General features: G+C 55.7%; 4 protein-coding genes and 7 pseudogenes. 3 read left to right on the top strand and 8 right to left on the bottom strand.

Features of this window, described 5'->3' with window-relative positions; all coding sequences use genetic code 11:
* Nucleotides 1–892 precede the first annotated feature (892 nt).
* Nucleotides 893–1,729 carry an IS5-like element ISRel20 family transposase gene (locus QMO82_RS02570; RefSeq protein ID WP_011427384.1) on the top strand — a complete coding sequence of 279 codons (837 nt, stop codon included), beginning with the start codon at nt 893–895 and terminating at the stop codon, nt 1,727–1,729.
* Between the two features lie 772 nt (nt 1,730–2,501).
* On the opposite strand, the pseudogene QMO82_RS02565 reads toward QMO82_RS02570, so the two are convergent.
* Together QMO82_RS02565 and QMO82_RS02560 are read right to left on the bottom strand one after the other, a co-directional pair.
* Nucleotides 2,502–3,078: pseudogene (locus tag QMO82_RS02565) on the bottom strand (ATP-binding protein); the annotation flags it as partial.
* A pseudogene (locus QMO82_RS02560) lies at nt 3,078–3,260 on the bottom strand (IS21 family transposase); the annotation flags it as partial. The pseudogenes QMO82_RS02560 and QMO82_RS02565, both read right to left, overlap by 1 nt.
* A 141-nt stretch (nt 3,261–3,401) precedes the next feature.
* On the opposite strand from QMO82_RS02560, the pseudogene istA (QMO82_RS02555) reads away from it, so the two are divergent.
* Both istA (QMO82_RS02555) and istB (QMO82_RS02550) read left to right on the top strand, forming a co-directional pair.
* A pseudogene (gene istA / locus QMO82_RS02555) lies at nt 3,402–4,660 on the top strand (IS21 family transposase).
* On the top strand, nt 4,657–5,538 hold the full coding sequence (istB, locus tag QMO82_RS02550) for an IS21-like element ISRel3 family helper ATPase IstB (RefSeq protein WP_003563080.1): 882 nt from the start codon (nt 4,657–4,659) through the stop codon (nt 5,536–5,538). The pseudogene istA (QMO82_RS02555) and the gene istB (QMO82_RS02550) overlap by 4 nt, the downstream one beginning before the upstream one ends.
* Nucleotides 5,539–5,624: 86 nt before the next feature.
* Here istB (QMO82_RS02550) and QMO82_RS02545 read toward each other — a convergent pair.
* The 6 genes and pseudogenes from QMO82_RS02545 to istA (QMO82_RS02520) form a co-directional block, all read right to left on the bottom strand.
* Nucleotides 5,625–6,844 (bottom strand): IS3 family transposase gene (locus QMO82_RS02545; protein WP_183907042.1). Its coding sequence is split into 2 segments (ribosomal slippage): nt 5,625–6,508 and nt 6,508–6,844, totalling 1,221 coding nucleotides; the frame shifts between segments, so codons are not numbered across the junction.
* A gap of 81 nt (nt 6,845–6,925) precedes the next feature.
* Nucleotides 6,926–7,237 (bottom strand): annotated as a pseudogene (locus tag QMO82_RS02540) (IS21 family transposase); the annotation flags it as partial.
* Between the two features lie 3,812 nt (nt 7,238–11,049).
* Nucleotides 11,050–11,295: pseudogene (locus QMO82_RS02535) on the bottom strand (transposase domain-containing protein); the annotation flags it as partial.
* Nucleotides 11,296–11,356: 61 nt separating this feature from the next.
* A pseudogene (locus tag QMO82_RS02530) lies at nt 11,357–12,468 on the bottom strand (IS3 family transposase).
* 151 nt (nt 12,469–12,619) lie between these two features.
* Nucleotides 12,620–13,501: an IS21-like element ISRel3 family helper ATPase IstB gene (gene istB / locus QMO82_RS02525; protein ID WP_003563080.1), complete on the bottom strand. Its 882-nt coding sequence runs from the start codon at nt 13,499–13,501 to the stop codon at nt 12,620–12,622.
* A pseudogene (istA, locus tag QMO82_RS02520) lies at nt 13,498–14,756 on the bottom strand (IS21 family transposase). Before istA (QMO82_RS02520) ends, istB (QMO82_RS02525) begins: the two are co-directional and overlap by 4 nt.
* Between the last annotated feature and the right edge of the window lie 75 nt (nt 14,757–14,831).

The following is a 14,831-nucleotide window of genomic DNA, read 5'->3' as shown; positions in this document are numbered from 1 at the left end:
TGTTGTGTTCGTTCAGTCAGTTTTTGACTGTTGTTATTTTTTCCTTGATTTGTAAGCGTTTGCTATCGTGTTTATGTCTCGGCCTTGTGGCGAGGTCCGTCTACGTGTTTCGTTTTATGAATAAGCCAGGTCAGGCTAATGAAAAGAATTTATATTTGTATGAATTGCGTCGCAATTTTTTATGCACTGAGCACTTTTGATATTCGAACTCAAACTTTATCATCTAATAATTCCGTATTGCAAACCAGACAATTCCAGGCAGCGAACTCATAAATTGCTTGGCGTTTTTCGCGTGTCGTGATTCAAGGCTTCCGAATGAGGGAGCCTCTATGACGCGTCGCCGCTACGAACTCACCGACCACGAATGGTCGATCCTGTGCCACTGTGTGACTTCTTATTGCTATTCGTAGAAGTTGTCATATTTAACGTTATTTCGCAAGTTTAGCGCGATGTCTTTATTTTCAATGTTTAATATAAGCCAGGCACGTTGATATCTTTCTTTATTGATAATGAAATTTTCCAATGTTTACAAACGGAATAGGCGGCAAGCCCACTTAGTTACCAGGTTGTTGCCATTGTGCTGTCGCTTTCTGTTACTGGATTCACCACCGAAGGACAGTTGGAAAGGGTACGGCCGCCGTATCTCACGATGGAAGCGGCCGGTGGCGAGGTGGAGGGCGCATCACTGTCTAGCAAGAACTTAAAACCTTGTTACATAGACTGAAAGCGACATCTCCGATGTAAAACATGAGCCGGAAGTGGACCTTCCAGACTCACACGATGTTTTACATCAGGATATATCCTGCCAATGCCTGAGAGCCCGATTTAAAAGAAGTTGAGCGATAACAGGCAGTTGTGATTCCCTATTGGTGCTAAATCAAATGGGGTTTCGATGAGCTGGACTGCTATCGCTCGCCGTGAGCATAACCGAGACGTGCTTCGTTTTCCAAGTGATTTGAAGGACCGGGAATGGGCGTTGATCAAACCGCTGATCCCGCCAGCGCGTCGTGGCGGGCGGCGTCGGACGACGAATATGCGCTCGGTCGCGGAGGCGATCCTCTATATCGCCTCGAGCGGCTGCCAATGGCGCATACTGCCGGGCGATTTTCCGCCGGTTTCGACAGTGCGCGGTTATTTTTATGCTTGGCGCGCGATCGGACTGTGGCAGAGCATCAACCAGCTTCTGGTGATGGCGGCGCGGGAAATCGAGGGACGGGAGGCGCAACCGACGGCAGGGATTATCGACAGCCAAAGCGTCAAGGCCACGCAAAGCGGCGGAATATCCGGCTATGATGCAGGCAAGAAGATTAAGGGCCGCAAGCGTCAGATTGTCACCGATACGCTTGGATTTCTGATCTTCGTGTTCATCCATGCTGCCGACATACAGGATCGCGACGGCGCACCCCATGTCCTCAAGGCGATCCGCCGCCGTTTTCCGTGGCTGCGCCACATCTTCGCCGATGGTGGCTACGCCGGAGCCAAGTTGAGGCGAGCAATGAGCGGCCATGGTGACTGGACGATCGAAATCGTCAAGCGTTCGGATCACGCCAAGGGCTTCGTCGTCCTGCCCAAGAGATGGGTGGTGGAAAGGACTTTCGCCTGGCTTGGACGCTGCCGCCGTCTCGCCAAGGATTGGGAGAAATCGATCGAAAGCGCAACCGCATGGGCGCAAATCGCTTCAATCAGAATGCTCATAAGGCGCATCGCAAGGTATTGGATATACGAATGAACTTTTGAATCGGGCTCTTAGTGAAACCTATTTAGAATCTGGTGCCTTTTCACCTTTGGAAAGGTTGCGTGGCTCTTCGGAACGCAAAACAATAAAGGATTTTTTATACGCGGAAAGCTAGGTAGCTCAGAGGCTCAGAGAGAGCCAAGAATTGTTCAGGATAGTGAATTGAAAACGACGTACTCGTCAAAGAACGCCTTTTCACTGAACGGAATGCTTGGTCCGTTTGATACACCTTTCACCTCACATTGTATCCAAGCGCCAAGTTGCCTCTTCGAAATCTGGTCGGGCATACAAAGAGACGGAAGGCTGGCGACAGCTTTGACGTAATTGCGGTCCTTGATGTGGCGCTTCCAATGGGCGACAACGACGAGGTCGACGAGTGATCAAGTCTGGCATACTTGGCCTGGCGCTGTACTATTGCATTTGTGTTTGCAACACTCGTCATAAGTTGCGAGTTTTATGACAGAAACAAGGCCAACAAGAACTATGGCTCTGTAAACGTGCTTCGTTGCAGTTCTATTTTACCCGGGCCCTTCTACACGAAAGCAGTCCGATTGGAATAGGCTAGACCTTCTGGCGACAGCTTGGCAAAGCCGGGAGCTTTCAGTTCGCGTCCGACCGTGGTTTCGTCGATGAGAAATCAAGGCGACATGCCCGCCAGGTGTCAAGCGAAGCGAGGAATTGACCCCCTCCATTGATTGGTCGTTTCGCTTGTTTCAAGCGACGGTGATCACCATCCGAGGAGACAGCTATCGGCTTCGCGAAAAGCGCGCCGGGACACCAGTTGGAAGAACAGGTGCGCTGCATTCGCCTCGAAGGGAAGATAGCCGAGCTCGTCAATGATCAGCAATTTCGGACGAGCCAGGATCGCCAACTGCTTGTCGAGCGAGCCGTCGATGTGGGCCTTGGCCAACATCGCCACCAGCGTCGCGGCTGTGACGAACTGCACGTTGTAGTTCTGGCGGATCGCCTCGCGGCCAAGGCTGACAGCAAGGTGGGTTTTACCGGTACCAGGAGGCCCAAGGAATAGCACCGTATCGCCGTGAGCGATCCAGCGACAGGTCGCCAGTTCCCTGATTTGCCCATGATCAAGCGACGGCTGCGCCTCGAACTCAAAGCCGTCGAGTTCGCACACGAACGGGAACTGTGCGACTTTACTCGACATGGAGATGCGCCGCTCATCGCGCCGGGCGATCTCTCGCGATACCAGGAATGTCAGAGCTTCGCGCAAGTTCATCTTCGAGCGGGCCGCCTCGTCAAGCAGAGTGTCGAGCTGATCGCGGATCGCCGTCAAGTTTCAGTCGATCGAGTGTTGCGATGAGTAGGTCGTGATCCACGTTCGCCATCACCATCCTCCTCCAACAACCGCCTCGTATTCCGCGAGTGGCCGCAGCAAGGTGGCCGGAGGCATTTCCAAGGGAGCTGTACGCACGGATCCCTCGGCACCGGTCACGCCGACAAAATGGGACCGGTCCACGATCCGTTGCCGCCGGCCCTGGCACAGGACATGATCGGCCACGACCTGGCCTGTCAGTACCGGAGCATACTCCCCAATAGTGCCGTTTGAATCTTCCCAGGAGCTGCGGCGCTGGTCTTCCGGGGCGCGCCCCGGAAGACCAGCGGCGCGTCATCGCCGATACTCCTTCCGATGGTCGGAAGGGGGATATTGGTGATCAAGCTGAGGGAGACGATCATGATCTTGGATCTGCATCAGCAGGGCCTGACAGTGTCAGCTATTTCCAGAGAAACCGGCATCCATCGCAAGACGGTGCGCAAATACATAGAGCGGGGCCTTGAGGTCCCGGCTTATGGACCGAGAAAGCCTCGCGCGACGGTTATCGATCCGTTTGCTTCATACCTGCGGGAGCGGGTGAAGACCTATCCCGGCCTCACTGGTAGTCGGTTGCTCCGAGAACTCCGGGATCGAGGTTATGCCGGCGGTTACACCGCCGTCACGTATTTTCTTCGTGACGTGCGACCTCCGGCAAATCCAGGTTTCGAGGTTCGCTTCGAGACGCCGCCAGGCGAACAGGCCCAAGTCGATTTCGCCCAGTTCCACGTCGTTTTCACTGACGAGCCAATGACGCAAGGATCGTTTGGTTGTTCTCGATGGTGTTGGGTCACAGCCGCCTCATCTGGGCACGCTTCGTCATGCATCAGAATCTGCCGACCGTCCTACGTTGCCACATCGCCGCTTTCGAGGCGATTGGTGGTGCGCCGCGGGAGGTGCTCTACGACCGGATGAAGACTGCCGTTATCGGCGAAGGTCAGACGGAGGGCATCATCTACAACCGTGCTCTCATCGACCTGGCCCGCCATTATGGATTTCATCCTAAGGCGTGCAAGGCCTACCGAGCCAAGACAAAAGGCAAGGTCGAGCGGCCGTTTCGGTATATCCGCGAAGACTTCTTCCTCGCTCGTTCGTTCCGCAATCTCGACGACATGAACGCCCAGCTCCGGCACTGGCTCGACACCGTCGCCAATCCAAGGAAGCACGCGACGACCCAGCGTGTCGTCAACGAGGCCTTCGCCGAGGAGCGGCCGTATCTGCGGCCGCTACCTCTGGCACCGTTCAAATCCGTTCTGAAGCTGGAGCGCCGCGTATCGCGGGAAGGCATGGTCAGCGTCGGCGGCAATACCTACAGCGTTCCGGATGCCACACGCAGTCGCATGGTTGAGGTCCACTCTCTCGCCGACGAAGTCCGCATCTTCGAGAACGGCACACTGATCGCCACTCATCCTGTGCTGGAGGGCCGCAAACAGCGCCGAGTCCATCCCGATCATCGACGATCGATGACGCCGCAACATAGGCCAAGGACACGAGACGAATCCCTTGTCGTCAAGCCTGCCGGCGACACCGTGCTGCAGCGGTCGCTCGCCTTCTATGACGCCGTCGGCAAAGTCCTGGCACGGGAGAGCCGCCCATGAGCGCGACCCTCGATGCCATTCCATCCATGATCGACCGTATTCGCCATGATCTCGTCGGTCTGAAGATGCCGCGCGCACTGGAAGCACTCGACCATGTCGTGCGCCGCCTCGAGCACGGTGAGCTATCTGCCCTCGAGGCTATCGATATCCTGCTGTCCGAGGAACTGACCCTGCGCGAGAACAGCCGCATCAAGACCGCTTTAAGAATGGGCAGGTTAGCGACGATCAAAACCCTTGCCGGTTTCGACTTCACCTTCCAACCTTCCCTCGACCGAGATCGCATCTTCACCCTGGCCCAGCTTGGCTTCGTCGATCGACACGAGGCCGTGCATTTCCTCGGCCCACCTGGAACCGGTAAGAGTCATCTTGCCACGGCGCTCGGCGTCGAAGCCGTCAAAGCTGGAAAGAGCGTCTACTTCACGAACCTTGCCGACCTCATCGGTTCGCTGGCCCGTTCCGAACGGGAGGGTCGGCTTCAGGAGCGCATTCGCTTCTTCTGCAGGCCAAGCCTGCTGATCGTCGATGAGATCGGCTACCTGCCCGTCGTCCAGGGCGGCGGCAATCTATTCTTCCAACTCGTGAACGCCCGATATGAGCGAGGTGCGATGATCCTGACATCAAACCGCGGCTTCGCTGAATGGGGCGATGTCTTCGGCGATCCAGTTGTCGCAACGGCGCTGCTCGACAGACTGTTGCATCATGCCGTCGTCGTTCAGATCGAAGGATCGAGTTACCGATTGCGCCAGCATGCCGAACTGATGCCGGAGCATGTTCGCTCCAAAGCCCTCATCGCACCACCGGCATTCGCCCCACCTCAAAAGCCGCGCGGGCGGCCGCCGAAAAATCCTCAATTCTCCCTGGCATCCACGTCGGCATAAGTGGGGAATTTTACTTCGGCACTTCTGGGGAAAATTACGCGGCATTGACATGGCCCGTGGAGTTGCCCCCAAAAGACCGGACATGCTCAGGTTTGAGATCGCGAGCTGATGAACTCGCGCGGCGATTGATATCCTAAAGCACTGTGTGGATGAAGATTGTTGTAATGCTCGAACCAGAATGGCAGTTGAGCGATGACGGTTTCAGCATCCGGGGTTGGATTGACCGAGACGTAGTCGCGCTTGAAGGTTTTGACGAACGCCTCCGCCATTCCGTTCGACTGTGGGCTTCGCACCGGTGTCGTGCACGGCTCCATGCCGATGTCGCGTAGCAAGGATGCGGTGTCCTTCGCGATGAAGCAGGAGCCGTTGTCGGTGAGCCATTCGATGGGCTCGGATAGCACGTTGATGCGGCCGAAACGGTTCTCGACAGCGGTGATCACGAGGTCCTGCACGTCTTCGCTCTTGATGCCCTGCGTGGTGGCGACATGGGCGATTGCCTCGCGGTCGCAGCAGTCGAGGGCGAAGGCGACGCGGACCTTCTCTTTGTTGTCACAGCCGATCTCGAAGCCGTCGGAGCACCATCTGACGTTCGAACGCTCGACGGCGACTTGGCCGTCGTGAAGGCGATCATCGACCGCTCCGGTATGACGCACCAGCAGCAGATTGTGCAGCTTCATCACCCGGTAGACGCGCTTGGCATTGGGCCACGAACGCCCATCTTTCCGGGCATTCCGACGCAGGATGGCATGGACACGCCGATAGCCGTAGGTGGGCATGTCGGCGATGATGGCCTTGATGTGCTCCACCAGTTCTCGATCCGGGAGTGGCGGGCGTCCTCTGGCTCTGGAAGGGGAGCTTGCGGCACGCGCGGCGATATTCGAGCGGGCGACACCTAGAGTTTCGCAGACGGTCTTCATTCCAAAATCCCCCTCGGAAGAGAGAGCGAGCGCAACAGATGTTTTTTTGGGCCACCGGCGATTTCGAGAGCTTCCTTCAGGATTTCGCTCTCCATCGTCTTCTTGCCCAACAGGCGTTGCAACTCCTTCACCTGGGCCTGAAGTGCTCGGTATTCGGAAGCCGGAACGACCTCCTCCTCGGCGGCCGTCGCCGTCAGTGCCCCTTGGGACGCCAGCTTGCGCCAGGCGAACAACTGGTTCGGCTGGATGCCATGCCGACGCGCGACGATGCTCACCGTCGCGTCCGCCTCATAGGTTTCGTGGATGATCGCCAGCTTCTCTGCCGTGCTCCAACGCCGCCGACGTTCCGGCCCGGCGAGGACTTCCATCTTAAAATTGCTGCTAGTCATATTACCAACATTACTCCTACCCACTTAGCTAAGTGGCGGAGCATGTCCGGGCCTTTCGGGGGCTAATTCAGCATTGACATGGCCCGCATGACGGATGATCACACGGCCTGCCAGTACCACGACCTGAACGCTCTCGCCGATCAGACGCCAAGGCACGGAGTAGCTGTTCGTGTCGAGGTCGATTGCGCAATCGGCCTGAACCTTGCGCATGAGATCCCGCAACTGCCCGAACGGCGCGCGGCCAGCCAGCGGGCGAAGCGCCCCAGCCTCCGCGGCAAAGCGTTCCGCTGGCGCTATGCCAGTCGTGCCGTGTTCACGCTGGTCGGCAACATCGCGTACCCACCGGTCCAGATGCGCTTCGAATGCCGCCCAGCTCTCGAACCGGCGGTTCGCACGATAGTAGCGCCGGCGACCGTGTGCCGCGTCGCAGTTCCGTGGGCGGTTCGATGCGAGTGACGCCGCAGTCGCTGGCGCCGGAGAGGGGTTCGGGGCAGCAAGACGTCGATGCCGCAACGGAGACTCTCGAGCTGGCAACAACACGGCAATCAACCGGCACCGAAGGACCTTCGGCTTGCAATGTACTGGGATGACTTGCTGCCGAGCGCGGACAACCCCCAGACCAACTTCAGTATCCATGGTGTGCCCTACACGGCCACTCTGGGGCCATCAGGCATGCAGAGCGACATTTACCTTTTTCTGCAATAGGGTGGAGATGGATCGAGCAATAGATGCCAGTCGTTCTTGAAAAAGCACCAAACCGTTGAGAGAATCCGTTTTTTACGCGGCCACGTGCAGCGCGCCAACCCAGATGAGACGATCCCCAGTGCCGGGGGCGACATCGAATGTGCACGTCGCCAGTCTTCCTTCAAAACGTTGACGTTTAGCCAGCATCCCAAGAGGCGGCGACTGTCGCATCTCTCTTATGTCGTATGCAGTTCTTTAGTCATGCTTTTTCCTTCCGGCTTTGACGACGAAAGCACAGCGTGAAGCTACTGAGCAAACGAGGGAGACAGGGCATTTTGACGACGGCTCCCTTCCCAGACCATCGTCGAAACGGCTGACAGCCGGCGGAGGTGTCTGCGGCGCGGCCGGGCTAAGATTAGCTTGAATGTTGGAGGTGGCCTTGGAAGATTTACCGCCCCGCTAATAGCTGCTTGGCGCGGCGCAACTCCCATACGGCCAAAGAGCGACAATCCGGGAAAGCCTGCGCGCATGTCGGTATGGTCCGTCGCCAGCCAGACCTTCACGCCGCTCGGAATGGGGATCATCGCAGATGAAGCGCTTCTGTGTCGATGTCGGCGTCCATGCGGACGCGTCGGTCGCGACCCAGTTCGATCGTGACGTCGCTGCGCTTCCGGCGGGGGTGCGGCGGGGCCGGCGCTTCCGTCACGGCGGGTTGGACCGCCGGCGCGGCCTCCGACACGATCATGGGCACCAATGTGCTCACCGTCTCAGGCCGGGGGGCTTACAAAACACACGCTCCAATGCACAGAAACTTAGAAATGTAGGAACCATTGAAATTGACATGTCTATATATCCTGCCAAACATTTTATGAAGATTATCAAAGTCGTCCGGTTGCCCGGAATTTGATGGAGGGATGCATTATGAAGCGCACTGTGGAGACCGGGTCAAGATAGTCTGGTGGGATGGGTCAGGGGTCTGCCTCTATTCGGGCAGCCCTATGGCAGAACCTAAAGCTGCGATCTCTACCTTCAGCGTCATCCAAGGACTGCACAGAAGCTGCGGCTCTTCGCGAGGTACGAGAGGCATTCAAAATGCCTTCTCATTGCACCGAAACGGCATATCTGCCGATTGAAAATTTTAAAAATGCGGCTCAATGAGGTAGGGCGCCCTTCTCCAGACACGAACAGCCATGCGACAAACCTTGGTCATAGAGCCAGAATGCCTGGAGTCACTCGCGCACCCGGAAATCCCCTATATAAGCCTCATTGGTTCTGGCATTCCAAGACAATCTCCATCCTTACCCTGCCTACTAAGCGTCGAACGTTTTCGAAGAACGAATTTGGTTCTCTCCCCTCAACCATAATCTTACCTAAAATCACCAAACCCCGGCATGACGTTTGCGCTGATGGTTGCAGTTGGCGCGCTCGTGGCGCTGTGCAAAGGCCTTTATGTTATAGGCGGTGCTCTGGCCTTCATCGCTTTCGTTCTTGCTATTTCCTCGGCAGAGCTTTCGCATGAGTAGACGCGCCTCGAAGCAGGCTGCCATGTGGGCCCGGCGAGTTTGTTTTTCTTCAGTCAGGGGTTTAGGATCCCCGCTTATGTTTCTTATCGCTCTTGTACTTGTAAGTTGATGCCAGAGCATCATATTTCAATTGTTGAAATAAAATTCTATCTTGTTTAGTACTACAACTTTCTTAATGCCCGCTAATTTTGAGGCTATTTTTGATCCGTCATTATTGTCGTAAGCAACTACGCAGAGCGCGGATAACTGGCAAACGCAATGTCCATTAAATAAGTGCAAACCTAATTAGCAAACGACATCAAGTGTCATGCGGTAAACCTTTGGTGTGAGTCAAAACGTGCATTCTGCCCTTACCCAGTTTTCCCCTTGGTTACGTTACTATAGCGATCGCGCCGTCTTCGTTGGGAGGCGCCGACATTCTTTAGCGATCATAAGTGGAAAAACTTATTACCAACTGCAATCATGGCCGGCCGTCTTTCAGGGAGCTTAGCAGGATGATTGTTCTTTTTACGGCCAAATCGAGGTTCCGCACCGTTGGCTCAATTGAGTGCGTGTTGTATTTCTGTTATCTTCAAGATGTATGGCGGCGTGTGCGCCTTTGTTTTTGCGCCGCCACTTTTATTTAATTGTTTTTTATGAGGGTACTGTGTTATGCTGACGCCTGCTTTCACGTTAATTTTATTATGTTCTTATTCGAATTAATGAATGCGACTCTTTATATATATCTTTTGGATAATCTGTATTATTTATGTCTTAAGGCATAAGAGTTTCCGGCGACGACCGACTGCCTTGATTTGCTGATTGGCCAAGTCGGGTAACGGTCCCCGCCTCGCACTCCACGGGTTCGATAGAAGGCCTGGTCGTTCAATACCAGAATAGTATTTCCTTGAACTTACTTGGAGTTAATTGATTAGAATAACGAGAGGCAATAGGAAAATACTCATCGTCTCAAACTTACGACGCCAAATAATCGTAAAGAGGTGATAAATAGCAATATAGTATAATAGTGGCGTGACGCGCCCGTCCGTGGCTGCTCGATCAGCGGTCGCCAAGCATCGGAAGCATAGAAATAATCAACACAAGCATATTGTTGACCTGACTTATTGATAATAATCTATTACCCGCCGCATATGACGGTTAAATACAAGGACTTTAAGGGAAACAAACACATGCAAAAAGCAACAAACCGCAAAACACTCCATAAGCGCCAGGTCAATGAGCGGGGATTTCGATCATGACCTTATCGCTCTCCCCCATGCTATCACATCAATCGCGCCATTCAGGTTTGCGCTGCTGTCAACAACGATGAACCAGGGCTTTGCATCAACAGGAGCGGCATACGGAGGGTAGGTCTGAACTTCATATGTTCCGGTTCCGACCAACCGTCCAGCGTCCACAGAGCGTTCTGCATCCGCACTCTCAAGATAAAGGTATTTGACTCTAACCGTCCCTCTCTTATGAACTGCGTAGCTCCTAGTAGCGTCGAACAGGGCATTCCGCATGTGATAACCTTCATTATCCATCAATTTGTAGGTTAGCCATACCATACTTGCAAGATAGGAGAGATTTGTTTAATTTTCTATATGATGAAGAATGCGTCGTTGTAGCAATGATAAAAGGTGAGGTGATATATATAGCTTAACTAATCAAGGAACTCGAAACGAATAATGGCATTTTTACGATCGAAACGCTATCGAATAATTGTGTGGCCCTTTGCTTAAGCATATCTGCAGCTCGACAGCGACGGATAGTGATATCAAAGGTCATTCCACGCCATTTGACGGTGACATTTGTTGGCTTTTCGAGGGCAAGAGGGCTTGGATATGCACCCCGTGACTTACCATTAAGAAATTGATCTCCCTAAAGCGTTGCCACCAGCCGCACGGCATATACATCAGGATATATCCTGCCGAAGATTGGTAAGCGCGATTTTCGATGCGCATTGACGGCTGCGGCACCGCTGGAGCCGCCTCGCATCGGTAGCGATATCCGGCTCCGTTAGGCGGCGGAGGTTTTCGAGAAGTTGATCGGTAGCAGGTCGCCGATGTCGGCGTAGTCGTCTCGCTGCGGCAACTCAGTAAGCACGTGCCGCAGCCAGATCAGAGGGTCGACGCCACAGGCGCGGCAGGTCAGCATCAAACTATAGATCACTGCGCTGACCTTGGCTCTGTCAGCAGTGTCGCTGAACAGTCACGATTTTCTTCCCGTCGCAAAAACCCTGATGTCGCGTTCGAGAATGTTGTCAGAGCTGGCTCGGTTTGTCTGAACAGCTTCGGGCGTTTTTCTAAGTGGATTTCCGCCTCGATTATGCTGCCACAATCATCGGTGCCAGCGCGTTGAAGTAAGCCTGATCCGGCGTCTGCCGGTCAAGGGATGAATGTGGGCGTCGGGTGCCGATGCCAGCGCGAGCTTCAGACGGTTTTATAGGCGTGGAGGTAAACCTCCTCGTATTTGATCGACCGCCAGAGCCGCTCGACAAAGACGTTGTCCCGCCATGCGCCTTTGCTGTCCATCGAGATGGCGCTTTCGGCCTTCTTCAACACCGCCGTGAAGTCGATGGAGGTGAACTGCGATCCCTGATCCGTATTGAAGATTTCCGGCCTGCCGTAACGAGCAAGCGCTTCCTCGACCGCTTCGATGCAAAAGTCCGCTTCCATCGTGATCGACAACCGCCACGACAGAACCCGACGACTGAACCAGTCGACGACGGCGCAGAGATAGACGAAGCCCCGTGCCATAGGGATGTAAGTCAGGTCCATTGCCCATACCTGGTTGGGCCGATGACCGCCAGTTTTCGCAGGAGATAAGGATAGATCTTGTGACCGGGAGCCGGTTTCGAAGTGTTTGGGCGGCGGTAGATAGCCTCAATGCCCATCTTCTTCATCAGCGTGGCAATGTGCAATCGCCCAGCTTCCAGCCCTTCTCCCCTCAAAAGCCCCTGCAACATCCGACTTCCCGCAAACGGGTATTCGAGATGCAGTTCATCAAATCGGCGCATCAGAGCAAGATCGCCACCCGACACTGGACGTGGAGAATAGTAGACGCTGCCACGGCTGAAGCCGAGAAGCTTCGCCTGGCGCACGACCGACAGTTTGTGTGCGCGGTCGATCATTTCTTTCCGCCCAGCAATCCCGCCTTGCCGAGCGCACCGGACAAAAATCGTTCTCCAGTGTCAGCTCGCCGATCTTGGCGTGCAGTGTTTTGACATCCACGGTTGGACCCGCCGGTTCCGCCTTCGCTTCATCACCGAAAACGCCTGTCGCCCCCTCAAGGAGCTGGTCTTTCCACTGTTTGATCTGGTTGGCGTGCACGTCAAACTGCTGGGACAATTCCACCAGCGTCTGCTCGCCCCTGATGGCGGCAAGCGCCACCTTTGCCTTGAAGGCCGGGTATGGTTCCGGCGCGGTCTCTCGTCATGGTCTCTCCTGTTCCACTGCTGTCCGGTTTAAATTTGGTGGACATGGTGCACGGTGTTGATTCTACTCATGTTCGAGCGTTTCGCGACGATCTCGGACACGTGTCAATGCCGCGTAATTTTCCCCAGAAGTGCCGAAGTAAAATTCCCCACTTATGCCGACGTGGATGCCAGGGAGAATTGAGGATTTTTCGGCGGCCGCCCGCGCGGCTTTTGAGGTGGGGCGAATGCCGGTGGTGCGATGAGGGCTTTGGAGCGAACATGCTCCGGCATCAGTTCGGCATGCTGGCGCAATCGGTAACTCGATCCTTCGATCTGAACGACGACGGCATGATGCAACAGTCTGTCGAGCAGCGCCGTTGCGACAACTGGATCGCCGAAGACATCGCCCCATTCAGCGAAGCCGCGGTTTGATGTCAGGATCATCGCACCTCGCTCATATCGGGCGTTCACGAGTTGGAAGAATAGATTGCCGCCGCCCTGGACGACGGGCAGGTAGCCGATCTCATCGACGATCAGCAGGCTTGGCCTGCAGAAGAAGCGAATGCGCTCCTGAAGCCGACCCTCCCGTTCGGAACGGGCCAGCGAACCGATGAGGTCGGCAAGGTTCGTGAAGTAGACGCTCTTTCCAGCTTTGACGGCTTCGACGCCGAGCGCCGTGGCAAGATGACTCTTACCGGTTCCAGGTGGGCCGAGGAAATGCACGGCCTCGTGTCGATCGACGAAGCCAAGCTGGGCCAGGGTGAAGATGCGATCTCGGTCGAGGGAAGGTTGGAAGGTGAAGTCGAAACCGGCAAGGGTTTTGATCGTCGCTAACCTGCCCATTCTTAAAGCGGTCTTGATGCGGCTGTTCTCGCGCAGGGTCAGTTCCTCGGACAGCAGGATATCGATAGCCTCGAGGGCAGATAGCTCACCGTGCTCGAGGCGGCGCACGACATGGTCGAGTGCTTCCAGTGCGCGCGGCATCTTCAGACCGACGAGATCATGGCGAATACGGTCGATCATGGATGGAATGGCATCGAGGGTCGCGCTCATGGGCGGCTCTCCCGTGCCAGGACTTTGCCGACGGCGTCATAGAAGGCGAGCGACCGCTGCAGCACGGTGTCGCCGGCAGGCTTGACGACAAGGGATTCGTCTCGTGTCCTTGGCCTATGTTGCGGCGTCATCGATCGTCGATGATCGGGATGGACTCGGCGCTGTTTGCGGCCCTCCAGCACAGGATGAGTGGCGATCAGTGTGCCGTTCTCGAAGATGCGGACTTCGTCGGCGAGAGAGTGGACCTCAACCATGCGACTGCGTGTGGCATCCGGAACGCTGTAGGTATTGCCGCCGACGCTGACCATGCCTTCCCGCGATACGCGGCGCTCCAGCTTCAGAACGGATTTGAACGGTGCCAGAGGTAGCGGCCGCAGATACGGCCGCTCCTCGGCGAAGGCCTCGTTGACGACACGCTGGGTCGTCGCGTGCTTCCTTGGATTGGCGACGGTGTCGAGCCAGTGCCGGAGCTGGGCGTTCATGTCGTCGAGATTGCGGAACGAACGAGCGAGGAAGAAGTCTTCGCGGATATACCGAAACGGCCGCTCGACCTTGCCTTTTGTCTTGGCTCGGTAGGCCTTGCACGCCTTAGGATGAAATCCATAATGGCGGGCCAGGTCGATGAGAGCACGGTTGTAGATGATGCCCTCCGTCTGACCTTCGCCGATAACGGCAGTCTTCATCCGGTCGTAGAGCACCTCCCGCGGCGCACCACCAATCGCCTCGAAAGCGGCGATGTGGCAACGTAGGACGGTCGGCAGATTCTGATGCATGACGAAGCGTGCCCAGATGAGGCGGCTGTGACCCAACACCATCGAGAACAACCAAACGATCCTTGCGTCATTGGCTCGTCAGTGAAAACGACGTGGAACTGGGCGAAATCGACTTGGGCCTGTTCGCCTGGCGGCGTCTCGAAGCGAACCTCGAAACCTGGATTTGCCGGAGGTCGCACGTCACGAAGAAAATACGTGACGGCGGTGTAACCGCCGGCATAACCTCGATCCCGGAGTTCTCGGAGCAACCGACTACCAGTGAGGCCGGGATAGGTCTTCACCCGCTCCCGCAGGTATGAAGCAAACGGATCGATAACCGTCGCGCGAGGCTTTCTCGGTCCATAAGCCGGGACCTCAAGGCCCCGCTCTATGTATTTGCGCACCGTCTTGCGATGGATGCCGGTTTCTCTGGAAATAGCTGACACTGTCAGGCCCTGCTGATGCAGATCCAAGATCATGATCGTCTCCCTCAGCTTGATCACCAATATCCCCCTTCCGACCATCGGAAGGAGTATCGGCGATGACGCGCCGCTGGTCTTCCGGGGCGCGCCCCGGAA

Origin of the sequence: Rhizobium sp. BT04 (assembly GCF_030053135.1) — a bacterium.
GTDB lineage: Bacteria > Pseudomonadota > Alphaproteobacteria > Rhizobiales > Rhizobiaceae > Rhizobium > Rhizobium binxianense.
Note: the sequence above shows the minus strand (reverse complement) of the source record. Positions and strands in the feature narration are given on the sequence as shown.